26 protein-coding genes are annotated in these 22736 nt (G+C 69.0%); 13 read left to right on the forward strand and 13 right to left on the reverse strand.

Annotation, left to right across the window (positions count from 1 at the left end; genetic code table 11):
- Nucleotide 1: 1 nt before the first annotated feature.
- Both AB0M24_RS37830 and AB0M24_RS37835 read right to left on the reverse strand, forming a co-directional pair.
- Entirely contained in the window at nucleotides 2-430 is a 429-nt protein-coding gene (locus tag AB0M24_RS37830; protein ID WP_363778296.1) for an Rrf2 family transcriptional regulator, read from the reverse strand.
- Between the two features lie 38 nt (nucleotides 431-468).
- Nucleotides 469-909: an Lrp/AsnC family transcriptional regulator gene (locus AB0M24_RS37835; RefSeq protein ID WP_197288838.1), complete on the reverse strand. Its 441-nt coding sequence runs from the start codon at nucleotides 907-909 to the stop codon at nucleotides 469-471.
- A gap of 106 nt (nucleotides 910-1015) precedes the next feature.
- On the opposite strand from AB0M24_RS37835, the gene AB0M24_RS37840 reads away from it, so the two are divergent.
- Together AB0M24_RS37840 and kynU are read left to right on the forward strand one after the other, a co-directional pair.
- On the forward strand, nucleotides 1016-1831 hold the full coding sequence (locus AB0M24_RS37840; protein WP_363778297.1) for a tryptophan 2,3-dioxygenase family protein: 816 nt from the start codon (nucleotides 1016-1018) through the stop codon (nucleotides 1829-1831).
- Nucleotides 1828-2928: a kynureninase gene (kynU, locus tag AB0M24_RS37845; RefSeq protein ID WP_363778298.1), complete on the forward strand. Its 1101-nt coding sequence runs from the start codon at nucleotides 1828-1830 to the stop codon at nucleotides 2926-2928. Before AB0M24_RS37840 ends, kynU begins: the two co-directional genes overlap by 4 nt.
- Here kynU and AB0M24_RS37850 read toward each other — a convergent pair.
- Nucleotides 2918-3646 carry an oxidoreductase gene (locus AB0M24_RS37850; RefSeq protein WP_363778299.1) on the reverse strand — a complete coding sequence of 243 codons (729 nt, stop codon included), beginning with the start codon at nucleotides 3644-3646 and terminating at the stop codon, nucleotides 2918-2920. The genes kynU and AB0M24_RS37850 overlap by 11 nt on opposite strands.
- Nucleotides 3647-3905: 259 nt before the next feature.
- Between AB0M24_RS37850 and acs the strand changes: the two genes are divergently transcribed.
- The 4 genes from acs to AB0M24_RS37870 all read left to right on the forward strand — a co-directional run bounded on the left by acs (nucleotide 3906) and on the right by AB0M24_RS37870 (nucleotide 8537).
- Complete coding sequence (acs, locus tag AB0M24_RS37855; protein ID WP_363778300.1) at nucleotides 3906-5888, forward strand: acetate--CoA ligase; 1983 nt, start codon at nucleotides 3906-3908, stop codon at nucleotides 5886-5888.
- 131 nt (nucleotides 5889-6019) lie between these two features.
- On the forward strand, nucleotides 6020-7186 hold the full coding sequence (gene nhaA, locus AB0M24_RS37860; RefSeq protein ID WP_363778301.1) for a Na+/H+ antiporter NhaA: 1167 nt from the start codon (nucleotides 6020-6022) through the stop codon (nucleotides 7184-7186).
- Complete coding sequence (locus AB0M24_RS37865; protein WP_363778302.1) at nucleotides 7183-7623, forward strand: phage holin family protein; 441 nt, start codon at nucleotides 7183-7185, stop codon at nucleotides 7621-7623. Before nhaA ends, AB0M24_RS37865 begins: the two co-directional genes overlap by 4 nt.
- Nucleotides 7620-8537 carry an alpha/beta hydrolase gene (locus tag AB0M24_RS37870; protein WP_363778349.1) on the forward strand — a complete coding sequence of 306 codons (918 nt, stop codon included), beginning with the start codon at nucleotides 7620-7622 and terminating at the stop codon, nucleotides 8535-8537. Before AB0M24_RS37865 ends, AB0M24_RS37870 begins: the two co-directional genes overlap by 4 nt.
- Here the strand turns inward: AB0M24_RS37870 and AB0M24_RS37875 are convergent.
- Complete coding sequence (locus tag AB0M24_RS37875) at nucleotides 8509-9993, reverse strand: FAD-dependent oxidoreductase (RefSeq protein WP_363778303.1); 1485 nt, start codon at nucleotides 9991-9993, stop codon at nucleotides 8509-8511. The two genes, AB0M24_RS37870 and AB0M24_RS37875, sit on opposite strands and share 29 nt — an antisense overlap.
- Before the next feature lie 69 nt (nucleotides 9994-10062).
- Between AB0M24_RS37875 and AB0M24_RS37880 the strand changes: the two genes are divergently transcribed.
- On the forward strand, nucleotides 10063-10773 hold the full coding sequence (locus AB0M24_RS37880; protein ID WP_363778304.1) for a TetR/AcrR family transcriptional regulator: 711 nt from the start codon (nucleotides 10063-10065) through the stop codon (nucleotides 10771-10773).
- Here AB0M24_RS37880 and AB0M24_RS37885 read toward each other — a convergent pair.
- Genes AB0M24_RS37885 through nth form a run of 4 tightly spaced genes read right to left on the reverse strand, consistent with a single transcriptional unit; the run spans nucleotide 10751 to nucleotide 13877 of the window.
- Nucleotides 10751-11938, reverse strand: coding sequence for a MarP family serine protease (locus tag AB0M24_RS37885; protein ID WP_363778305.1), 1188 nt, complete (start codon nucleotides 11936-11938; stop codon nucleotides 10751-10753). The genes AB0M24_RS37880 and AB0M24_RS37885 overlap by 23 nt on opposite strands.
- 15 nt (nucleotides 11939-11953) lie before the next feature.
- A complete protein-coding gene (locus AB0M24_RS37890) occupies nucleotides 11954-12613 on the reverse strand; it encodes a CoA pyrophosphatase (protein WP_363778306.1) in 660 nt (219 codons plus the stop codon).
- Nucleotides 12610-13173, reverse strand: a complete 564-nt coding sequence (locus tag AB0M24_RS37895; protein ID WP_363778307.1) for a TlpA disulfide reductase family protein — start codon at nucleotides 13171-13173, stop codon at nucleotides 12610-12612. The genes AB0M24_RS37890 and AB0M24_RS37895 overlap by 4 nt, the downstream gene beginning before the upstream one ends.
- On the reverse strand, nucleotides 13170-13877 hold the full coding sequence (gene nth, locus AB0M24_RS37900; RefSeq protein ID WP_363778350.1) for an endonuclease III: 708 nt from the start codon (nucleotides 13875-13877) through the stop codon (nucleotides 13170-13172). Before nth ends, AB0M24_RS37895 begins: the two co-directional genes overlap by 4 nt.
- A 136-nt stretch (nucleotides 13878-14013) precedes the next feature.
- Here nth and AB0M24_RS37905 point away from each other — a divergent pair, with 136 nt between their 5' ends.
- The 3 genes from AB0M24_RS37905 (at nucleotide 14014) to AB0M24_RS37915 (ending at nucleotide 16722) form a co-directional block, all read left to right on the forward strand.
- Nucleotides 14014-14253: a hypothetical protein gene (locus tag AB0M24_RS37905; RefSeq protein ID WP_363778308.1), complete on the forward strand. Its 240-nt coding sequence runs from the start codon at nucleotides 14014-14016 to the stop codon at nucleotides 14251-14253.
- Between the two features lie 207 nt (nucleotides 14254-14460).
- Nucleotides 14461-15135, forward strand: a complete 675-nt coding sequence (locus AB0M24_RS37910) for a Crp/Fnr family transcriptional regulator (RefSeq protein ID WP_030469453.1) — start codon at nucleotides 14461-14463, stop codon at nucleotides 15133-15135.
- Between the two features lie 330 nt (nucleotides 15136-15465).
- On the forward strand, nucleotides 15466-16722 hold the full coding sequence (locus tag AB0M24_RS37915; protein ID WP_363778309.1) for an MFS transporter: 1257 nt from the start codon (nucleotides 15466-15468) through the stop codon (nucleotides 16720-16722).
- Here the strand turns inward: AB0M24_RS37915 and dnaN are convergent.
- Nucleotides 16719-17810 (reverse strand): DNA polymerase III subunit beta, encoded by a 1092-nt coding sequence (gene dnaN / locus AB0M24_RS37920; RefSeq protein WP_363778310.1) that lies wholly within the window; start codon nucleotides 17808-17810, stop codon nucleotides 16719-16721. The two genes, AB0M24_RS37915 and dnaN, sit on opposite strands and share 4 nt — an antisense overlap.
- 57 nt (nucleotides 17811-17867) lie before the next feature.
- On the opposite strand from dnaN, the gene AB0M24_RS37925 reads away from it, so the two are divergent.
- Entirely contained in the window at nucleotides 17868-18314 is a 447-nt protein-coding gene (locus AB0M24_RS37925; RefSeq protein WP_363778311.1) for an HIT domain-containing protein, read from the forward strand.
- Here AB0M24_RS37925 and AB0M24_RS37930 read toward each other — a convergent pair.
- Genes AB0M24_RS37930 through AB0M24_RS37940 form a run of 3 tightly spaced genes read right to left on the reverse strand, consistent with a single transcriptional unit; the run spans nucleotide 18286 to nucleotide 19957 of the window.
- Nucleotides 18286-18699 (reverse strand): tetratricopeptide repeat protein, encoded by a 414-nt coding sequence (locus tag AB0M24_RS37930; RefSeq protein ID WP_363778312.1) that lies wholly within the window; start codon nucleotides 18697-18699, stop codon nucleotides 18286-18288. The two genes, AB0M24_RS37925 and AB0M24_RS37930, sit on opposite strands and share 29 nt — an antisense overlap.
- Nucleotides 18696-19586, reverse strand: a complete 891-nt coding sequence (locus AB0M24_RS37935; protein WP_363778313.1) for a Gfo/Idh/MocA family oxidoreductase — start codon at nucleotides 19584-19586, stop codon at nucleotides 18696-18698. The genes AB0M24_RS37930 and AB0M24_RS37935 overlap by 4 nt, the downstream gene beginning before the upstream one ends.
- 14 nt (nucleotides 19587-19600) lie before the next feature.
- A complete protein-coding gene (locus AB0M24_RS37940; RefSeq protein WP_363778314.1) occupies nucleotides 19601-19957 on the reverse strand; it encodes a hypothetical protein in 357 nt (118 codons plus the stop codon).
- Between the two features lie 39 nt (nucleotides 19958-19996).
- On the opposite strand from AB0M24_RS37940, the gene AB0M24_RS37945 reads away from it, so the two are divergent.
- Entirely contained in the window at nucleotides 19997-20791 is a 795-nt protein-coding gene (locus tag AB0M24_RS37945) for an NUDIX hydrolase (protein WP_363778315.1), read from the forward strand.
- On the forward strand, nucleotides 20788-21597 hold the full coding sequence (locus AB0M24_RS37950; protein WP_363778316.1) for an MBL fold metallo-hydrolase: 810 nt from the start codon (nucleotides 20788-20790) through the stop codon (nucleotides 21595-21597). Before AB0M24_RS37945 ends, AB0M24_RS37950 begins: the two co-directional genes overlap by 4 nt.
- On the opposite strand, the gene AB0M24_RS37955 is transcribed toward AB0M24_RS37950, so the two are convergent.
- Nucleotides 21591-22733, reverse strand: coding sequence for a hypothetical protein (locus AB0M24_RS37955; RefSeq protein WP_363778317.1), 1143 nt, complete (start codon nucleotides 22731-22733; stop codon nucleotides 21591-21593). The genes AB0M24_RS37950 and AB0M24_RS37955 overlap by 7 nt on opposite strands.
- Nucleotides 22734-22736: the final 3 nt, after the last annotated feature.

The raw sequence follows: 22736 nt of genomic DNA on the forward strand, positions 1-22736 counted from the left end.
CTCACCTCAGCCGAAGACTGAGCAGGACGGGTCCGGTGGGATCAGCGACGAGGTCCTCGACGCGCAGTGGATCGAGCGAGGCGTAGAAGGCTTCCTGGGCCTGACGCAACGCGCGCCGCAACCGGCAGGCGGAACTCAACGGACACGGCACTTCGCCTTCGCAGTCGACGACGTCGCCGTTACCTTCGAGCTCGCGCACCAGGAATCCGATCGAGCTCGAACGGCCCGCCTCGGTGAGCGCGAGCCCTCCGCCACGGCCGCGCCGCGCTTCGACGACACCGAGGTGCTGGAGCTGGGCGACGACCTTCGCCGCGTGCGTGTACTGCACGCCCATGGCCTCCGCGACCTCACGAGTGGTCGCCGGCTCGTCGGCGACGGCCAGCCGCATCACGATCCGCAGCGCGATGTCGGTGCTCTTGGTCAGCCTCACGAGATCGAGGCTAGCTTAATTTGAATCTCAGATACCAGTTATCCCGGCAACACCGGACGCCACGGGATCGGCGTCGACAGCACCATTGCGCTGGACGTCTCACCGTGACTCGCCAATCGGACCAAAAGCCGTTCCAGCTCGAGGATGGACGTGGTGACGACCTTCACCACCGAGCAGATGTCTCCGGTCAGCCGCACGACCTCGACGACCTCCGGAAGATCGTCGAGCAGCTCCGGGTGGACCGTGATGCACCGCGGGCCGTAGCACTTCATGCGCACCAACGCGACGACCGGACGCCCGACGACGGTGGGGTCGACCACGGCCCGGTAGCCGGTGATCGCGCCCATGTTCTCCAGCCGGCGGACCCGTTGGGCGACAGTCGGCGGCGAGACGTGCACGCGGCGCGCGAGCTCGTTGTACGAGAGGCGCGCATCCTCTTGGAGGGCCTCCAACAGGGCCTTGTCGACCTCGTCCAGCATGAACGCAAAGCTACCTCGCGATCTGTTTTGCGTTTGAAAGAAGTTCGAGCCGAACGCCTTTCGTCGCCCATTCAGGTGAAGGGGCTCAGCGACGACGATTGACGGCATGAGCTGCCCCGTGTCCCCCAAGCTGGATTTCGGCGGCACCACGCCGTACGAGGACTACGTGCACGCGTCGGTGTTGCACACCCTTCAACAGCAGTGGTCCAAAGATCCCCGCGAGATGTCGTTCCTGGTCATCACGCAGGTCATGGAGCTGTACTTCGGCCTGCTCTGCTTCGAGTGGCGGCAGGCCCAGACCGAGCTCCGCGCAGACGACCTCAAAGCAGCCGTCCGCACGCTCCGCCGCTCGGACCTGCACCTGCAGGCGCTTTCGGCGGCGTGGCGGCCGATCGCGCGCATGACGCCCACCGAGTTCAACTCGTTCCGCGACGCGCTGGGCGAGGGATCCGGCTTCCAGTCGGGCATGTACCGCGAGATGGAGTTCCTGCTCGGCGAGAAGTCCGCGTCGATGCTCGTGCCGCACCGCGCGGTGCCGGCGATGCACGCGCAGCTGGAGGAGTCGCTCTCCAAGCCCTCGCTGTACGACGACGTGCTCGCGGCCTTGAAGCGCCGTGGTTTCGACATCCCGGCCGAGATCCTGGAGCGCGACCCCACCAAGGCGTACGAGGCGTCGCACGAGGTCGAGCAGGTGTGGGCGGAGATCTACCGCGGCGACGACCGCGACCTGCTCGAACTGGGCGAGGCGCTGACCGACATCGCCGAGGAGTTCGCCCGCTGGCGCTACGACCACCTCCTCGCGACCCGGCGTTCGATGGGTGCGAAGGTCGGCACCGGTGGTTCCGCAGGTGTTGCATGGCTGGAGAAGCGCACCCAACGAGCGGTGTTCCCCGAGTTGTGGACTGCCAGGAGCTACGTGTGAAGCGCGAGCTGTTCGACATCCCCGAAGGCGTCGTCTACCTCGACGGCAACTCGCTCGGCGCGCCGCCGAAGCACGTTGCCGAACGCGTGCAGGAAGTCGTCAAGCACCAGTGGGGCACGCGACTGATCCGGTCGTGGTCCGAGGGCTGGTGGGAGGCGCCGCAACGGATCGGCGACCGCATCGGCCGGCTGGTCGGAGCGGCGGAGGGACAGGTCGTCGTCGGTGACTCGACGTCGGTCAACGTCTTCAAGGCGTTGATGGGCGCGGTGAAAGGCACCAGCCGCACGGAGATCGTGTGCGACGAGTCGACGTTCCCGACCGACGGCTACATCGCCCAGTCCGTGGCCTCGTTGACAGGACTGAAGATCCGGGCCGCGCATCCGTCCACTTTGGAACTGACGCAGGACACCGCCGTGGTGCTGCTCAACCACGTCGACTACCGGACCGGCGAGCTGCACGACATGAAGGCGCTGACCGAGCAGGCGCATGCCGTTGGGGCACAGGTGGTCTGGGACCTCTGCCACAGCGCGGGCGTGCTCCCGATCGAGCTGGACGCGTTGAACGTCGACTTCGCGATCGGCTGCACCTACAAGTTCCTCAACGGCGGGCCGGGCTCGCCCGCGTTCATCTACGTGCCGAAGCACAAGCAGGCGACGTTCGAGAACCCGTTGTCGGGCTGGAACGGCCACCGCGAGCCGTTCGCGATGGAAGCGAGCTACGAGCCCGATCCCGGCGTCATCAGGGCACGGGTCGGCACGCCGGACATCCTGTCGATGCTGGCGCTCGACGCCTCGCTGGACGTGTGGGACGACGTCGACCTCGTCGAACTGCGCGAGCGAGGGCTCAAACTCACGCAGCTGTTCCGCGAGCACGTCGAGAAGCTCACGAACCTCGAAGTGATCACCCCGGAGGTGCGCGGCAACCAGATCTCGGTCCGCTGCCCGGACGCATCAAAGGTCATGGACGAACTGATCGCGCGCGGAGTCATCGGCGACCACCGGCCGCCGGACATCCTGCGATTCGGGTTCGCGCCGCTCTACGTGACCGACGACGACGCGATCAAGGCCGCGGAAGTTCTCGCGGAGATCACCCGGTGAGTGCGGCGTCCGCGATGCTGCGAGCCTCGCGGGCGCCCGCCTCCAAAGCCGAGCAGACGAACAGGATCCACTGACCCAGACCCTCCAAGGACCCGGACGCGAACGCCACGGAAGCGGCCTCGTACTCGGCCGATCGGCGCAGGCACGCCACCTCGGGCACGCCGAGGCCCTTGGGGTCGAGGCCGGTGGAGATCGACGTCAGCCGCGCCGCCGCACGGGCCACCACCCCGTTGGCGACCTCGAACGGCGCCAGCCCGAGCAGTTCGCCGTGCACCACCGCCACGACGATGGGCGCCGGCACCGAAGTTCCGCCGGTGACCAACGACCCCAGGAGGTCGAGCCGCTGCGACACGTCCTCGGAAACACGCGGCCGGCCGACGTCGGCGGTCAGGTCCGCGGCAGCCAGAACGTGCAACCGCGCGAGAGCCTGCAACGGCGCGCGTTGCCAGGTCGCGACGAGCCCACCCAGTGCCTCGGCGACCCGCAAAGACCCTGCCAGCACGGGATCCGAGACCTCGCCGGACGAGGGAATCTCGGTCGGGCCACCCTCCAGAGCCGCTGACGCACGGGCCGCGCGCACGGATGCCTCGGCCGCCGTCGTGGCCCAGCCGCGCAGATTCACCCGATGGCGGTGCACCTGGAAGACGGCGTCCTTGGCCGCGTTGGCGGCGTCGGCCACGCCAGGCAGGGAAAGCAGCGGAGCAAGCGGATCGGTCACGGTCGCGCAGAGTACCTGACCAGGTGAAACGCGTGATCCAGCTCACTAGGCAGACCGTTGAGCGCGCAACTTCGCCCGTTCATCGCCCCGCACGTGCTTCAACCAGACAAAACGGGTTACACAATGACGGCCGTGTAACCAACCTCCCAAGATTGGTCTGAACCTTTCGGGGGAGGAGCCTGTTGGAAGTGAACTGGCTCGCACTACGGTCAGTACCCGCATCCCCAACCGGTCTGGATTTTCCAGGAGGTCTCGCACCATGACGCAGTCGCCAGGCCAGGGCAACGCTCTGGACAACCTGCTCACGGAGAGCAGGACGTTCCCGCCTTCCGACGAGTTCGCGGCTCAGGCGAACGCACAGCCCGCCCTGTACGAGGAGGCGAAGGCCGACCGCGAGGCGTTCTGGGCGAAGCAGGCGGAGCGGCTGCACTGGGACACCAAGTGGACCCAGGTGCTCGACTGGTCGGACGCGCCGTTCGCGAAGTGGTTCGTCGGCGGCAAGCTCAACGTCGCCTACAACTGCGTGGACAGGCACGTCGAGTCCGGCCACGGCGAGCAGGTCGCGATCCACTGGGAGGGCGAGCCCGGTGACTCCCGCGCCATCACCTACGCCGAGCTGCAGCGCGAGGTCTCCAAGGCCGCGAACGCCCTGACGTCACTGGGCATCGGCGCCGAGGACCGCGTCGCGATCTACATGCCGATGGTCCCCGAGGCGATCTTCGCGATGCTCGCCTGCGCCCGCGTCGGCGCGATGCACAGCGTGGTGTTCGGCGGCTTCTCCGCCGAGGCGCTGCGCACCCGCATCGAGGACTCCTCGTGCAAGCTCGTGATCACGACCGACGGCCAGTTCCGCCGGGGCAACCCCTTCCCGCTCAAGCCGGCCGTCGACGAGGCCGTCGCCGCCGCGCCGTCGGTGGAGAAGGTCATCGTCGTCAAGCGCACCGACACCGAGGTCGCGTGGACGGACAAGGACATCTGGTGGCACGAGCTGGTGGACGCGCAGTCCGACCAGCACAGCCCCGAGGCGTTCGACGCGGAGCACCCGCTCTTCATCCTCTACACCTCGGGCACCACGGGTAAGCCGAAGGGCATCCTGCACACGTCCGGCGGCTACCTCACGCAGGCTTCGTACACGCACTACAACGTGTTCGACCTCAAGCCGGACACCGACGTCTACTGGTGCACCGCGGACATCGGCTGGGTCACCGGCCACAGCTACATCGTCTACGGCCCGCTGTCGAACCGCGTGACGCAGGTCGTCTACGAAGGCACGCCGAACACCCCGCACGAGGGCCGCCACTGGGAGATCGTGCAGAAGTACGGCGTCTCGATCTACTACACGGCGCCGACGCTGATCCGCACCTTCATGAAGTGGGGCGCGGACATCCCGGCGAAGTACGACCTGTCGTCGTTGCGCGTCCTGGGTTCGGTCGGCGAGCCGATCAACCCCGAGGCGTGGATCTGGTACCGCGAGAACGTCGGCGGCAACAAGGCCCCGATCGTGGACACGTGGTGGCAGACCGAGACCGGCGCGATCATGATCTCGCCGCTGCCCGGCGTGGTGTCGACCAAGCCCGGTTCGGCGCAGCGCCCGCTGCCCGGCATCGGCGCGAAGGTCGTCAACGACGAGGGCGTCGAGGTGCCGCACGGTGGCGGTGGCTACCTGGTGCTCGACGAACCGTGGCCGTCGATGCTGCGCGGCATCTGGGGCGACGAGGAGCGCTACCGCGACACCTACTGGTCGCGCTTCGGCGAGCAGGGCTTCTACTTCGCGGGTGACGGCGCCAAGTACGACGCCGACGGCGACATCTGGCTGCTCGGCCGCGTCGACGACGTGATGAACGTGTCCGGCCACCGCATCTCCACGACCGAGGTCGAGTCCGCTCTGGTCTCGCACCCGACCGTGGCCGAGGCGGCTGTCGTGGGCGCGTCCGACGCGACCACGGGCCAGGGCATCGTGGCGTTCGTGATCCTGCGCGGCGGCGCGGGTTCCGACGCCGGTGGCGCGGACGCGATCAAGGCGCTGCGCGACCACGTGGCCAAGGAGATCGGCCCGATCGCCAAGCCGCGGCAGATCATGGTGGTGCCGGAGCTGCCGAAGACGCGCTCGGGCAAGATCATGCGCCGCCTGCTGCGCGACGTGGCCGAGAACCGCGCGGTCGGCGACGTGACGACGCTGGCCGACTCGTCGGTGATGGACCTGATCTCGGCGGGTCTGCAGTCGGGCAAGTCCGAAGACTGACACTGATCTGCGCAAACGTGACGGGCGTCCTCCGAGGAGGGCGCCCGTTCGCGTTAAGATCGCATCAGGGTGAGCCGGGAAGTCTGGTCGGCACGAGTATTTGACGTACCTGCCGGACCAGGGAGCATCCGTTGTCGCGCAAGAAGGCCGTCGTCGCCGAGTTCGCCCGCTACCTCCGCACCGAGACCGTCGGTGGCATGGTGCTGCTCGGAGCCACGGCCATAGCGCTGCTGTGGGCCAACTCGCCGCTGTCCCCCACCTACTTCGCACTGCGGGATCTGGACGTCGGCCCGCTGACCGTCGGCGCGTGGGCCAAGGACGGGCTCCTCGCGATCTTCTTCTTCGTGGCGGGACTTGAGCTCAAGCGCGAGCTCGTCGTCGGAGAGCTCTCGGACTTCAAGGCGGCGATCCTGCCGGTGGTGGCGGCGATCGGCGGCATGATCGCGCCCGCGCTGATCGCGTTGTCGATCGGCTGGGGCCAGCCGGGCATCGAGAAGGCGTGGGCGATTCCGGTCGCCACGGACATCGCGTTCGCCTTGGGAGTGCTGGCGTTGACGGCTTCGGGGCTGCCGTCGAGCCTGCGGGTGTTCCTGCTGTCGTTGGCCGTGGTCGACGACCTGGGCGCGATCATCGTGATCGCGATCCTGTTCACCGCGAAGTTCAACCTGCTCGCGGCCGGGGCGGTCGTGCTGCTGCTGGCGCTGTACTGGTTCCTGCAGCACAAGAGGATCACCACGCCGTTCCTCCACGTGCCGATCGCGCTGGCCACCTGGTGGTTCATGCACGAGTCGGGCATCCACGCCACGATCGCGGGCGTCGCGCTGGCGTTGCTGACGCGGGTGAAGCGCGACCCGTACGAGCACGAGGCGCCGGCGGTGCGGCTGGAACACCTGCTGCAGCCGTGGTCCGCAGGCGTGGCGGTGCCCGTGTTCGCCCTGTTCGCCGCCGGTGTGCCGGTGGGCGCCGAGGCGTTCTCGAAGCTGTTCGCGGACAAGATCGCCATCGGGGTGATCGTCGGGCTGGTCGTGGGCAAGGTGATCGGGATCGTCGGGGCCTCGGCGCTGGCCGTGTGGTTCAAGGCGGCGGTCTGGCCGGCCGGCGCGGGGCCGCGGGACATCGTCGCGGTGGCGGTGCTCGGCGGGGTCGGGTTCACGGTCAGTCTGCTGATCGCGGACCTCTCGCTGGCCGAGGCCGAGACCGCGAAGGCCGCCGTGCTGCTCGCGTCGATGATCGCGTCACTGCTCGCCGCGGTGTTGCTCATTCGCCGCAGCCGGGCACATGGCACCATGTCCGGGTGACCACCAGGGAGCACATCACGTCGATTCCGCTGACCGCAGACGACCCGACGGCCGAGGCCTCGATCGGCGGTCTGGTTCGTGACGCGACCGCGCACATGTCGACGTTGGTCAGAGCAGAGGTCGAGCTCGCCAAGGGAGAGCTGGTCAAGGAGCTCAAGAAGGGCGCGTTCGGCAGCGCCTTCCTGATCGCCGCTCTCGCGGTGATCTGCTTCCTGCTGTTCTTCCTGTTCATGGCCTTGGGGTACGGCTTCTCGGAGTGGTTCGGCTGGCGGACGTCCAACGGCTTCTTCCTGGTGACCGGCGTCATGGTGGCCGCCGCCGTCGCCCTCATCGTCCTCGGCGTGCGCAAGCTCAAGAAGATCAAGGCGCCGGAGAAGTCGATCGCGGCCGCCAAGGACACGATCGCCGCGCTGACGAACCGGGGCGACGACAACTGAGCCGCAAACCCGACCCGTCCGTGGTGCGGGTCGCGGGCCCGTGGACGCACCGCGACGTCTCGGCCAACGGCATCCGCCTGCACGTCGCCGAGCTCGGCGAGGGACCGCTCGTGCTGCTCCTGCACGGGTTCCCCGAGTTCTGGTGGTCGTGGCGGCACCAGCTGACGACGCTCGCCGAGGCCGGGTACCGCGCGGTCGCCGTCGACCTGCGCGGGTACGGCGACTCGGACAAGCCACCACGCGGCTACGACGGCTTCACGCTCGCCGGTGACATCGCCGGTCTGATCAAGGCGCTCGGCGCCCAACGCGCACACCTGGTGGGTCACGCGTGGGGCGGCGCCACCGCCTGGACGGTCGGTGCGATCCACCCGCGCCTGGTCTCGTCGATCTCGGTGCTCGCGGCACCGCACCCGCTCGCGATGCGCAGGGCGTTCCGCAGGCACCCCAGGATCAACTCGCACGTGCTGCGCTTCCAGCTGCCGATCTACCCCGAACGCTGGCTGACCGGCGAGAACGGCCTGCAGGTCGCCAAGCTGCTGTCGGCGTGGTCGGGGCCGAAGTGGCGGTCGGCGCCCGAGTTCGACGAGGTCATCCGGCGCTGCCGGCAGGCGATGACGATCCCCGGCGTGGCCCACAGCGCGATGGAGTACTTCCGCTGGGCGGTGCGCTCGCAGATCCGCAGCGACGGCCGCCGGTTCATCGAGGCCGTCGACAAACCCGTGCAGGTGCCGGTGCTGCAGATCCACGGCGCCCTGGACCCGATCGTGCTGGAGTCCTCCGCCCGTGAGTCGCGGCCGTGGCTCGGACCGGGGTCGGAGTACCGGTGCCTGCCCGAGGTGGGGCACTTCCCGAACCAGGAGGCGTCCCACACCACGAGCAGGCTGATCACCGAGTTCTTGCAGAAGACGTCCTGAACGCCTCCTCGAGGGTGGAGGCCGGGTCGTCCGGCAGATCCGTTGAGCGCCAGGCGATGTAGCCGTCCGGCCGGACCAGCGAGGCACCCTTCTCGGACAGTCCGAACGCGTCCAGCTGCTCGACCCGCTCGTACCGCACGCCCACTCGTTCCGCCGCTTCCTCCCACTGCGGGTGGTCCGCGACGAGCACCCAGCCTCGTCCGAAGAGGTCCACAGTGGACTTGCCCGGCTCGATCCACTGGTGCGGGGCGCGCGTGCCCGGCTGGCCGTTCCACTGCTCCGGCAACTGCGCAGGAGGCAGGTCCGGACCGGCGCCGAGCACGGCGTTCGAGCGGTAGAGGAGGCCGAAGTGCATCGCGTAGTTGTCGTACAGCGGCGCGTCTTCCGGCTGGCCGTCGCGGTTGTGGCCGTCGTTGCGCGAGAAGATCTGCTGGTGGCACAGGGTCGCGACCGGGCGCCGTTCGGCGTCGTAGGTGTCGAGCAGCTCCGGGCGTGACTCGCCGTTCAGCACGGCGGCGAGCTTCCAGGCGAGGTTGTGCGCGTCCTCGATGCCGACGTTCGCCCCGAACCCGCCGCGGCTCGGCGGCAACGTGTGCGCGGCGTCGCCGGCCAGGAAGATCCGGCCATGTGAGAACTGGTCGGCCACCGACGCGCTGATCGTCCAGCGGCCGGTGGTGATGATCTCGACGTCGAGGTCGTCGCGACCGATCGCCTGGTTGATCTTCGCCAGCAGCTCGGGTTCGGTGTACTCGCGGTCGTCGAGCATCAGGACCCAGCGGCCGTCGCCGTAGGTGGTCAGGAACCCGACGTCGTCGATCACGAACTGACCGATGCCGTCCTTGAGGTACTCCTGCAACGGCGCGCGGAACAGCACGCTGCGGGAGGTGTGCATGAACCCGCGGCCGGTGCGGGTGATGCCGAGCTGCTCGCGGATCGGGCTGCGGTGGCCGTCCGCCGCGACCAGGTAGTCGGCTTTGATCTCGTACGGCTCGCCATCGCCCTGGACGATCGCCGTGACGCCGTTGTCGTCCTGCGAGAACTCCAGCATCCGCGTGCTCATCCTGATGTCCGCGCCCAATGCGCGGGCCTTGTCGCGCAGGATCGGTTCCATCCGGTCCTGGGCCACGCCGACGCCCGTGGTCGGCGAGTACTCGACGTCGGAGAGCTCGGCCGGCGGCGACCAGAACGTCTCGTCGTACTTCCTCCCGACCAGGCTCTCGGCCCTGACCCGCCGGATGCCGAAGCCCTTGGTCATCCGGCTCGCCGGCAGCTCCTCGTCCAGGCCGACCGAGCGCAGCAGCTCGCCCACCCGAGCGTTGAAACCGACCGCTCGCGGGTGCGGTGAGCTGCCGGGATGCTTCTCCACCAAGATCACGTCCACGCCTCGCCACGCCAGGAACATCGCGGCGGACGTACCCGCCAGGCCTCCCCCGACGACCAACACCGAAGTCTTCATCGCATCCTCCCAATACGCTGTATCGCTCAATACACTGTATCGCTGACAGACGGTGTATTGTCCAGTCCGATGTCGAACGAACTCGTGTGGGACCGCCCAGAGCCGCCCAGCAAGCCGTCGCCGACCCCGTTGAGCAGGGAGTTGATCGTGAACGCCGCGATCAGGCTCGCCGACGAGGGCGGGCTCGACGAAGTGTCGTTCCGCAAGGTCGCCGCCGCGCTGAACGCCGGCCCGATGCGCCTCTACGGGTACGTGGAGACCAAGGACGAACTGCTCGACCTCATGGTCGACGAGGTCTACGGCGAGATCGCGTTGCCGGATCCGGGCACCGACTGGCGCGCGGCCCTGACGCAGATCGCCCACGGCATCCGCACGGCGGCGAAGCGGCACCCGTGGCTCGTGGACCTGCTCGGTGGCCGCCCGCACCGCGGCCCGAACTCGCTGGCGCACATCGAGGCGTCACTGGCCACGCTCGACGGCAGGCCCGAGTTCCCGACCATCGACCACGTGCTCGGCGCGGTCAGCGCGGTGATGGCGTTCGTCCGCGGCGCGGTCGGCAGCGAGATCGCCGAAGCCCGCGAGGAGCGGTCCAGCGGCATGACCGAGGAGCAGTGGCAGGCCGCGTCCGGCCCCTACATGCAGCGGATGCTGGCCACCGGGAAGTTCCCGACGCTCGCCAAGGTCATGTTCGAGGCCGAGCACACCAACGCCGAACCGTGGTTCGACACCGGCCTGAACTACGTGCTGGACGGGATCGCTACGAGGCACAGCCCTGCGTAGAGGCCCGGCGGGTCAGCGTCGGCGCCTTCTGCACCATCGACTGCACCTGCTGGGCGGTGAGCACGAAGCCGGTCTCCGGGTCGTCCACGGCAGCGCCGAAGACCACGCCCATCACCCGGCCCTGCGTGTCCACCAGCGGACCACCGGAGTTGCCGGAGCGGACCTCGGCACGAACCGTGTAGACGTCACGGGTGACCGTCTGCGCGTCGTAGATGTCCGGGCCGCGCAGCAGCTCGATCCGCTCGCGCACACGGGCGGGAGAGGGCTTGTACGGGCCGTCCAGCGGGTAGCCGAGCACGATGCCGTCCTCGCCCGGCTGCACCGCGTCCGTGCGGAACTGCAGCGGCGTGGCCTCCAGGTCCGGCACGGCGAGCACGGCGATGTCCACGCGCGGGTCGTAGGCCACGACGGTGGCGTCGAACTGGCCGCGGCCGACCTCGACCGTCACCTCGTTGGTGCCGGCGACGACGTGCGCGTTGGTCATGACGCGTTCGGGCGCGATCACGAACCCGGTGCCCTCCAGGGCACGCGAGCACGACGGCGCGCGGCCGCGGACCTTCAGCACCGACGACTGCAGCCGCTTCGGCACGGGAGAGTTCGCGAGCTGGCCGTCCGGCGGCTCGACCTCCTTGAGCGGCGTGCGGTTGAACGGGTCCATCGCCTGCGGGAAGCCCGAGACGTCGAAGAGCTTCTGCAGGTCGTTCGACAGCACCCTGGCGGCCTGCGGCATGGTCTCGTTGACCTTGCCGAGGATCACCGACTGCTTGAGCGACGAGGTGAGGTCCGGCAGGCCGACGACCGAGGTCAGCGGGAGCGCGATCATCCACGCCACGATGAAGACGACCAGGCCCTGCACGATGGCGCCCAGCGCGTTGTCCGCGCCCCGCAGCGGCGAGGCGTTGACCCTGGCCTTGATCGTCCGGCCGATGTAGACGCCGATCGTCTCGCCCAGTGCCACGAGCAGCACCACGATGCCGACCGCGAACACGACCTTCGTGACGACGTTCTCGAACTGGGACACCAGCAGCGGTGCGATCTGCGTGCCGAGGATCAGGCCGACGAGCACACCGACGAAAGCGGGCAGCGCGACGACCATGCCTTGCCTGGCCCCGGACACCGCGGCGATCGCGGCAAGGCCCAGCACGAGCAGGTCAACCCAGTTCAACCCAGAACCTCCGCCTCACTGTGTAGCGCGCAACGCTAGTTCAAGGTCACGCACATCGGTCGCATCCCACGGCTGTTCCCAGCCGCCGAGTGCGATCAGGCCGTTGATCAACCCCGCGGTGAAGCCCCACACCAGCATGCCCGGCGCGGAGAAGGCCGCTCCGACGTAACCCGCAGGGTGACGCACCCGGAACCGGTTCGCAGGATCGGCGAGGTGCGCGACCGGCACCCGCGCGACGGCGGCGGTCTCCGCCGGGTCGACAGGTGCGACGGGGCTCGGCTGTTCCCAGTAGGCGAGCACGGGTGTGACCACGAACCCGGACACCGGCACGTACAGCTCCGGCAGCAGGGCGAGCGGTCTCACTCCTTCCGCCAGTACACCTGTCTCCTCGTAAGCCTCGCGTAATGCCGTGGCGAGAGGCCCGTCGTCGGTCGGGTCGGCGGCTCCACCGGGGAACGCGACCTGGCCCGGATGCGAGCCCAGCGTGTCCGAACGGCGCAGCAGCAACAGGTCCGGCCCGTGGTTCTCGTCCTCGCCGAACAACATCAGCACGGACGCCTTGCGCACACCGTCGGACGGCGCCCGCGGCACCCGCATGAACACCTGCGCGTCGATGTCCTCGGTGGCCTTGGCCAGGCGCTGCATCCAGTCGGGTGGCTCTGCTGCCTCCGTCATCGAACCGCCTTCTCCACCTGCTCGGCCGCCTTGAAGTACGGCGGATCCGTGATCAGCCGCACCGAGCCGTCCGCTGCTACGTAATACGTAGCGGGAAGCGTTATCGGCGCCTTGACGCGCTTGCGCAACTCGTCGGCACCGTCGTAGACCGAGGGCAGCCGCACGCCGAGCCGCGCGAGCAGCTCCAGGCCGTCTGCTTCCCTGCTGTCCACAAGAACTGGGACGACCGGGACCGCACCTGGTTGCTTCGCGTACGAATCGAGCACGGGCAGCTCCTCCTGGCACGGCTGGCACCAGGTCGCCCAGAAGTTGATCAGGAGCGGCCCCTTCAGCGCGAGGGCCGTCCGGGTTCCGTCGCCGAGGCACGTGACGTCGACGCCGCCCTCTGCCGTGGGTTGGCACGCTCGCAGCTGAGCCTGCGCGCGCAACGCGTCGACGTCCTGGGCAGGGCGGGACGACGTGGGCGGCGGCTGCGGTGACTTGTCACGCGGCCACAGCGCCACGACACCTGCCACGCCCAGGACGAGCACGAGGACGAGCCAGCGCGTGCGGTTGTTCACCCCACCAGCTTCTCACCGGACCGCACTCGGTCGGCGAGCTCGAGCAGGTGTGGCTTCTCGTCGCCCTTCACGAGCTTGGCCGCTTTGTCCGGGTCCTCCGGGCCGAGGCCGTACGACGGGCAGTCCTTCATCAGCAGGCAGGCGCCGCAAGCTGGGGTTTTGGCGTGGCAGACGCGGCGGCCGTGGAAGATGATCCAGTGCGAGGCCATCGTCCAGTCGCGCTTCTCGATGAGCTCGCCGATGGCGTGCTCGACCTTGACCGCGTCCTCGAGCTCCGTCCAGCCCCAGCGGCGGACGAGGCGCCCGAAATGGGTGTCGACTGTGATGCCGGGCACATCGAACGCGTTGCCGAGAACCACGTTGGCCGTCTTGCGTCCTACACCTGGGAGCTTCACCAGCTCCTCGAGAGTGCCGGGAACCACACCGTCGTACTGCTCCACAAGAGCAGCACCGAGACCTAGCAGAGACGTTGCCTTGTTCCGGTAGAAACCGGTCGGGCGGATCATCTCTTCGAGTTCGACCCTGTCGGCGCCGGCGTAGTCGGCGGCCGTCGGGTACTTCGCGAAGAGCGCGGGAGTGACCTCGTTGACCTTCTTGTCGGTGCACTGGGCGGACAGCACCACGGCCACGATCAGCTCGAGTGGCGTGGTGAAGTCCAGCTCGCAGTGCGCGTCGGGGTATCCCTCGGCGAGCACGCGCACCATCCGGCGGGCCCTGCGGGTCAGACCGAGTTTGGTTTCCGGCTTCTTGGTTGCGGGCACTGATTCAGCGTAGTCAACACGCCGACACGACCCCCTAGACGCGTACTCGAATCCCTCATGCGCCACACTGCGGAGCATCATGACTGCCTGGTTTGTGATCGTCGTCCCGATCGTGATCATGTTCTTCGCGCTCTTCATGGAGCGGGTCGAAGCGAAGCTCCGGCACGGCGCTGTGCAGGAGAACGAGGTCGAGGAGTTCCTGGAGTCCGCCAGGCCTGAAGAGGTCAAGGCGCTCTACGGACACGGCATCGGTCGCGCCCTCGAGCTCTTCCGCCTGCGTCGCCGCGGCCGTGGCTCGGCCCGCAAGCGCGTCCGCTGACGGGCCGCGTGCTGACCGTCATCCGAATGGCGTAGACTGATTCGTTGGGCTCTGGATCGAGTCAGTCGGGTTGTTCCTAGTAAGACGGCGAGCCGAGCGGCGATCCACAACACAGCCCTTAGACTGCAACGCAGTGATCGGCGGCACGGCGCTGACTCCACCAAAGATGGTGGTAGGCGTGCCGTCGCGTCGATTAGGAGGGACGAGGTGGACGAGACCCTGGCGCGAGCGGGCATCTTCCAGGGGGTTGACCCGGCTGCCGCAGAGGCACTGGCTCAGACCCTGGAGACGGTGGAGTTCCCGCGTGGCCACGTGATCTTCGCGGAGGGTGAGCCGGGCGACCGCCTGTACATCATCCAGTCCGGCAAGGTGAAGATCGGCCGCAAGTCGCCGGACGGCCGCGAGAACCTGTTGGGGATCTTCGGACCCTCCGACATGTTCGGTGAACTGTCCATTTTCGATCCCGGCCCCCGCACGTCGACTGCGACGACGGTGACCGAGGTGCGCGCGGTGTCCATGGACCGCCCCGCGCTCCGTCAGTGGATCACCAACCGGCCGGAGATCGCCGAGCAGCTTTTGAGGGCACTTGCCCGCAGGCTGCGCCGGACGAACTCGATGCTGGCCGACCTGATCTTCACGGACGTGCCCGGCCGCGTGGCCAAGGCGTTGCTGCAGCTGGCGCAGCGCTTCGGCTCGCAGGAGGCCGGTCTGCTCCGCGTCACGCACGACCTGACGCAGGAGGAGATCGCCCAGTTCGTCGGCGCGTCCCGCGAGACCGTGAACAAGGCTCTGGCCGACTTCGCGCACCGCGGCTGGCTGCGGCTCGAAGGCAAGAGCGTGCTGATCCTGGACCCGGAGCGACTGGCTCGCCGGGCTCGCTAGGTTTTCAGAAACACAAAGGACCGGGCGCCACCCCCGACGTGGCGCACCGGTCCTTTGTGTTGCACGGCCCATCCCCCGACGAACCGTGCCTTCCATCCCTCTGGCGCGCAGGCCCCGACCCTCAAGCCAGAGGTTGGTCTCGGTGGATGAGTCAACTTTCGCACGTCTCCACCCCGACCGCTCAAGCCCTTTCACCCTCAAGGACCCCCGGCGTGGCCGATTCGTTGCATGTTTCACCCGGTCATCCCATTCCTGTGACCCAATCGCAACCATGGTGACTCTCGGCACCCGACCTGGTACTTCCGTACCAGATTTGGCATACTGGTACGCATGTCCCACTCCGCTCGTCTCTCCGACTACCGTGCTGCTCTGACGACCCCCGGCATGCGCGGCCCCGTGGTCGCGTCTCTGCTCGCCCGCCTCCCGATCGCCATGGTCGGGCTCTCGCTGCTGCTCTACGTGGAGCGCGCGACGGGGTCGTTCGCGGTTGCCGGCATGGTCTCGGCGGCGGCGCTGGTGGGCGTGGCGCTCGGCTCGGTCGTCCAGGGCCGGCTGATGGACCGCTTCGGCCCGACCCGGCCGTTGATTTTTGTGACGGGCCTGTTCGCACTATTCGTCACCGTCTCCGTGATCGCGGTCGAGGCCGGTGCCTCCGTGTTCGTGCTGGTCCCGCTGGCCCTCGGCGTCGGCGCTTCCGAGCCGATGGTGGGCTCGGCGTCGCGGGCGCTGTGGGAGCGGATGCTGCCGTCCGGCGCGACGCGGATGGCGGCCTACGCCTACGAGTCGATCAGCATGGAGGTCTTCTTCATCCTCGGACCGGGTCTCGCCGGTCTGCTGCTGGCGGCGCCGTGGGCGGGCACCGGTGTCGTCGCCGGGGCCGTGATGATGGTCTTCGGTGCGCTGTGGTTCGCGACGAACCCCGTCGTGCGCGCCTGGGGCCCGGTCGCGTCCACGCCTCGTCCGTTGCTCGGTGCGTTCGCCTACCCCGGCATGCGGACCGTCGCACTGGCCGCGCTGGGCTTCGGCGTGACGATCGGTTTCGTCGAGGTGGCCGTGCCGGCGTTCGCGAAGGCCGCGGGTCACGCCTCGATGGGTGGCCTGATGCTGTCGCTGTGGTCGATCAGCTCGGTGATCTTCGGCGTGCTCTACGGGATGCGCCCGTGGCCGCGCCCGATGCACCTGCGCCTGCCGGTGCTGCTGGGCGGGTTCGGGTTGCTGTCGCTGCTGCTGGCGATCCCCGCGTCGCTGCTGGGCCTCGGGTTGGCGCTGTTCGTGGTCGGCACGCTGATCACGCCTCAGTCGACCGCCCACTCCGCCGCGATCGAGCAGGTCACGCCCAACGGCATGGCCGCGGAGGCGTTCGGCTGGGTGATCACCTCGGTGACCGTCGGCCTCGCCATCGGCCAGGGCCTGTCCGGCCAGCTGATCGAGCACTTCGGCACGCGGCCGGCGTTCGTCGCCTCCGGTGTGGCGGGGCTGCTGATCGCCGCGGCTGTCTGGCTGCTGCGCGGCACGGTTCGCCGTGGCGTGCCCCGGTCGGAGGAGCCGCTGCCGGCGCGTTCCGAGATGGACCTGGCCGCTCGCTAGGCCACGGAACGCATCGGCACCACCAGGTACGTCAGTTCGACGCCGTCTTCGCCCGGTGTCGACGTGAGCACGGTGGAACGCAGGCCGTCCTGGATCTTCAGCTCGATCCGGCGGCCTGCGAACGCCTTCAGCGCGTCCGCGAGGTAGCGGGCCTGGAACGTCTTGGTCAGGTGGTCGCCCTCGACCGTGGCCTTGACGAACTCCTCCGACTCGCCCTGCTGCGGGTCGCTTCCCTTGACCCTGATCTCGCTGTCCTCGACCTGCAGGGTGACCGCCTGGTGCGGACCGCCGTAGGGCGTGGCTCTGCGGACGGCGCGAGCCAACGCGTCCGCGTCCACGAGCACCGTGCTGTCGATGACTGCCTCCAGGAGTCGGCGCGCCCGGTCGTCCGGGAACGGAGCGGCCAGTAGTGCGGTGGAGATTTCGTTGCCGTGCCAGGTGAGGCCGATGCGGTCGGCGTCGGCGTGCAGCGCGACCCCGCCGGTGGCCTGACGGGCCGCCTCGGTGATCGGCTTCGCTGGTACCAACAGGTCGAGTTGACCTTCTTGTTCCCACGGCAGAGTGGCGTAGGCCATGCGGTAGCGATCAGTGGCCATCACGTGCAGCTTCTCGGCGTCCGACTGGATCCGGATGCCGGTGAAGATCGGTAACGCGTCGTCCTTCGAGGCCGCGCCCGCCACCGCCGCGATGATCCGCAGGTGGTCGGCGTCGACGTGGCCTTTGCGCGGCGGCAGCTCCGGGATGCCGGGGTGGTTGGCCAGGTCGAGCAACGGGATCGCGAACCGCGAGCTCGGCGTGCGGATCGCCAGCCGCTGACCTTCGACCTTCAGCCCCACCTGCGGGTCGTCGAGGGCTTGGAGCGTCGCCGCCAGCGGCTTCGCGGGCACGAGCACCTCGCCTTCGGTGTGGACTGTCGCGTTCACGGTCAGCCGGACGCCGTGCTCCTGGTCGCTGCCCGCGATCTCCACCTGCGTGGCCGCCTTGATGCGCAACCCCGCGAGCACCGGGTCGAGCACGCGGGTGGGGAGCAGCCGTGCCACCTCGGCGGCGGCCCCGGCCAGGTCGGCTGTCGTGGCGGTGAGGTCCATGGCTGGGACGCTAGCGAGCGGGTCTGACAATTTCGGAGGCGAGAACGGAGCGCAAGCATGCCGTCTCAGCGGGTGACGGAAGGGTGCCTGGTCTGCGCCAAGCACCGAGGGGTGGGACCGCTGGTCGGACCAGTGGTGTTCGAGGACGATCTTGTCGTCGTCTCACATCGGCCAGGTGACGTGCTGGGGTACCTGTTCGTGGAGACGCGACGACACGTGCCGTACTTGGACGAGCTGACGGTGGAAGAGGCCGAGGCGGTGGGCCGCGCGGCGAGGTCGGCAGCCGCGGGGTTGCGGGCCGAGCTGGATCTCGAGTTCGTGTTCTCGGCGATCGTGGGACGGGCGGTGGCCCACTTCCACCAGCACGTGTTCGCGCGGCATCAGGGGACACCGGAAGCGTTGCCGTGGGACGAGGAGTGGTCCGGAGCGCCGACGGGCGACGTGGTCGCGTTCTCCGCCGGGCTCGGCAGGTACTTCACGAACAGCGGGCCTCGGCCGCGGTGAGCGCGACCCGCGTCGACTCGACCAACGCGGGATCACCGCCTTCGCGCAGTTCCAGGGCGCGCCGGAAGTGTTCGCGAGCCTCCGCGTACCTGCCCTCGTCGAAGTAGCACTTGCCCCAGTGCTGGTGCACGAAGTCAGGCATCTCGCCCGTCGCCAGGCACGCGGCGAACAGCTCGTGGGCTTCGGCGAGCCGGCCCTGCCACTGGAACACGTGCGCCAGCCGCAGCCGCGCCGCCGTGGACGGGCGGAGGTCGAGAGCGTTGAGCAGGGCGCGCTCGGCGAGCGAAAGTTCGCCGAGCATGCGCGCTGCGACGCCGATCTGAGTCCAGGCCTCGTAGGAGTCCGGGATCTCCCGCAGCGTCTCCGGGTCGATCGTGAACTTCACGCCCCGGCCTTGCGCCTGGCGAGATCGATGATCCGTTGCAGGTGCAGGCCGCGGCGCACGTCGCACTCGTGGGTCGTGGTGCCGCTGTGCACCATGGCCACGAAGTCGTCGAGCAGGTTGGTGAAGCAGTCCAAAGCAGGGGTGTCACGGTTGGACAGCGTTCGGTGCCCGTTGGTTCCGAAGACGGTGAAATCCGCGAAGGGCGGTTGCATCGGCAAAGACAGGCACAAGGACACCGTGCTGGTGGCGCCACCCGCGTGCTGCAGGATCAGCTGCCACAGACCGGTGGCGGACACATGGGCGGCGATCACGTCGGTGATCTCGCCGAGAGCGGCGTCGAGCAGGTCGAACGCGTGCGGGCCAACGTCGTCGAGAGCGCCCTTCTCGTGGCGCCACGGGGAGTTCGAGAACGGGCCGTCCAGCAGGGCGCCCGCGAGCCAGCGGCTGTCGGCTCCTGTCCAGCCGCCCGTGCGGTGCAGCTGGGCCAGCATCTCCTTGGTCTCCGGGGCGTAGCGGCGGGTCAGGACGACGAGCGACGCGACCCCCGCCTCCTCCACAGCAGCGACGAGCTCCGCGGCCACTGAGACCGACGACGCGATCGGCTTCTCCAGCACGAGGTGCTTGCCCGCGCGAGCCGCCTCGATCGCCATCGGGCCCTGGACGTCCGGCGGCACGCAGAACGCCACAGCGTCCACAGTGGACAGCATCGACGCGTAGTCCGCGAAGGGTTCGGCGCCGTAGGAACCGGCCAGGGAAGCCGCTGCCTCCGGACGGCGGGCCCACACCCCGGTCAGGGTGGTGCCGGGGTGGTTCGCGATGCCCGGAGCGTGGATCATCTCGGCCCACGGGCCCGCACCGACAAGTCCTACGCGCAGCTGTTCGTCCACTCGCACATCCTGCCTCAGGAGTAACTGGCCTTGGGGACGAAGATCTCGCCCCCGTTGTCGAACTTCAGCCTCATGCCGCCGGACGAGACCTCGCGGTCCGGGTCGTGTTCCCAGCCATTCGGCACCGTCACGACGTGGCCGCGGTCCGGCGCCGGGCCGAGCCAGATCTCGTAGTAGGTGCCGCCGACGAGCCGCGAGACCTTCTTGACGTACACGCCGGGTGCGGTCGAGGTCGGATCGACGCTGATCACGGTCGTGCGGTCCGGCACGAACATGACCACGCCCGCCACCGCGGTCATCCCGGTGCCCAGGATCGCGCCGAGCAGGAACAGCAGGATCTTCACCAGGCAGCCGGAGACGTTCGTCGCCATCACACCATCCTCGGGTAAGCACGGTCGTACGCTCGGAGGATGCCCGACGACATGACCTTGCCGGGAAACCTGGTACCCGCGAATCCGGTGGCTCAACCCGCCGAGCCCCGCGACGCCGTCACCGTGGTGCTGCTCAGGGACACCGAGGACGGCCTGGAAGCCTTCCTGCTGCGCCGCGTGAAGGGCATGGCGTTCGCGGGCGGCATGACCGTCTTCCCCGGTGGTGGCGTGGATCAGCGCGACGCCGACACGTCCGTCGCCTGGGCCGGACCGCCGCCGGAGTGGTGGGGCGAGGTCTTCGGCGTGGACGCCCCCACGGCCCGCGCGTTCGTGTGCGCGGCGGTTCGGGAGACGTTCGAGGAGTCGGGCGTCCTGCTCGCGGGACCCGACAGCGAGTCGGTCGTCGCCGACACCTCGACCTTCCACCAGGCCCGGCAGCAGCTGGTGGACCGGGAAATCTCGCTCGCCCAGTTCCTGGCCGCCAACAACCTGGTGCTGCGCGCTGATCTCCTGCGCCCGTGGGCGAACTGGGTGACCCCGCTGGAGGAACCGCGCCGCTACGACACGAGGTTCTTCGTCGCCGCACTCCCCGAAGGCCAGCGCGCCGACGGCGAGACCACCGAAGCCTCCGACGCGACCTGGCAGACGCCCGCGGAGGCGATCCAGGACGCCCAGGACGGCCGTCGCATGCTGATGCCGCCCACCTGGCGCACGCTCGACGAGGTCGGCGCGCTGAACACGGTCGAGAAGGTCATGGCCGAACAGCGCAGCGTCGAGAAGATCATCCCCAAGCTGATCCGCGACGGCGACCAGATCCGGGTGGTGTTCCAGTGAGCGGCTCCCCGCTGATCGGCGCCCGTGCCGCGCACCCGAGGTACGGCGAGCTTCGTCAGGTGACCGAACACGCCGCCGTGCTGCTGGCCGACAACCCGAGCCCCATGACGCTCGACGGCACCAACACGTGGCTGCTCAAGGCCCCGGACGCGACCAGCTACGTCGTCATAGACCCCGGCCCGCTCGATCACGCCCATCTGAAGCGGATCGCCGAGACAGGCCCGATCGCCGAGATCCTGCTGACCCACGGCCACCCGGACCACTCCGAGGGCGCCAGGGAGTTCGCCGAACTGGTGAAAGCCCCGGTGCGCGCGCTCGACCCGACGTTCACCTACGGCTCGGAAGGACTCCGCGACGGCGACGTGATCACCAGCGCCGGCCTGGAGCTGAGGGTCCTCGGCACGCCGGGCCACACCAGCGACTCGCTCTGCTTCGTGATCGACGGCGAGGCGGTGCTGACCGGCGACACGGTGCTGGGCCGCGGCACCACGATCGTCGCCCACCCGGACGGCAAGCTGGGCGACTACTTCGAGTCGCTCAAGCTCCTGGCCGAGCTCCCCGAGCACACGGCGGTTCTGCCCGGCCACGGCCCCGAGCTCGCGGACGCCGGTGAGGCGGCGCGGATGTACCTGGCCCACCGCACCCAACGGCTGGAACAGGTCCGCAAGGCCGTCGTCGAACTAGGTGGCGAACCGACCCCGCGCCAGGTCGTCGAGATCGTCTACGCGGACGTCGACAAAGTGCTGTGGCCCGCCGCGGAGTGGTCCGTGCGGGCCCAGCTGGAGTACCTGCGCACCGGCTACTGAGACTGGTGTCCGTTGTTGGACGTCCCGAACGCCGACTGACGCGCCGACGACCGGTCGATCTGCCAGCGACCGGAGTCGGTCGTCTTGGCACCGGTCTGCTCCCGCTGCGCCAGCTCCTCGTGCAGCTGCTGCAGCAGGGCCCGTTCCCGCTCGCTCAGGTTCGCGTCGACGGACGACGGCTCGGCCGGCTCCGACTCGGCCAGAGCGGCCTGCAGGGCCGCCAGCTCGTCCGGCTTCAGCTCCGTGGTCACCTCGGCCCGGTTGATGGGCATCGGCTCCGGCAGGGCCTCGATCTCCGGCTCTGCCGGTGCCATCGAGATCCGCTTCACGGGCTTGGGCGGGAACGGCTGCGAGCCCTCCAGGGAGGGTGTGCGCATACGACGTGAGCCGGTCTCTTCCACTACTGGCTCCGGCACCGGTGTCGGCTCGGCCACCGGTGCCGGAGCGGAAACGTCTTCAGACTGGTCGAACCAGGTGGGCTGTTCGTGCGACTGCGACACGGCCGCCGGCGTCGGCGGCGGTGAGAGCGGGGCGCCTGAGATCGACACCGGACGCGACGCCGTCACCGCGGAGGCGTGGTAGTCGCTGAGCTGCGTGCCGACCGTCAACACCTCGACCGCGGCCCGGATGCCGGCCTTGCGCAGCACCGCGTCGACCCGGTACGCCGTCGCGGGCGCGAAGCCCTGCGGACCGATGTCCACCAGAACCATGCGCTGCGGCAACGGTCCCGGCGTCGAACCGGCCGGCGAGGAACGCCAGACGCAGCGCACCGAGCGGACGTCCGGCAGCACCGAGACCGCTCGGGTCAGCACGCCCGCCAGATCCGCCGCCGGGTCGTGCTCGGCGGTGAACCGGTGACGCAGGAACGGCAGCACCTCGACCACCGGCAGGCGGTCGGTCAGAGACGCGTCGGAACGCACCTCGTGCAACGCCCACGTGATGGCTGCTCTCTCGTCCGGCAGCACCGGGATGCTGCCCGCGAGCAGAGTGCCGACGAGCAGCTCGACCGCCCGGTCGAGCTCGCCTACCGCGAGGAACTCTCGTGCCTGCGACAGGGCGTCGTCGTCGACACGCCCGGCCATCGACAGCAGGAGATCGTGGAGACGGACCGGCAGACCGACACCGTCGTTCGTCACGTC

The organism is Lentzea sp. NPDC051838 (assembly GCF_040681245.1).
GTDB lineage: Bacteria > Actinomycetota > Actinomycetes > Mycobacteriales > Pseudonocardiaceae > Lentzea.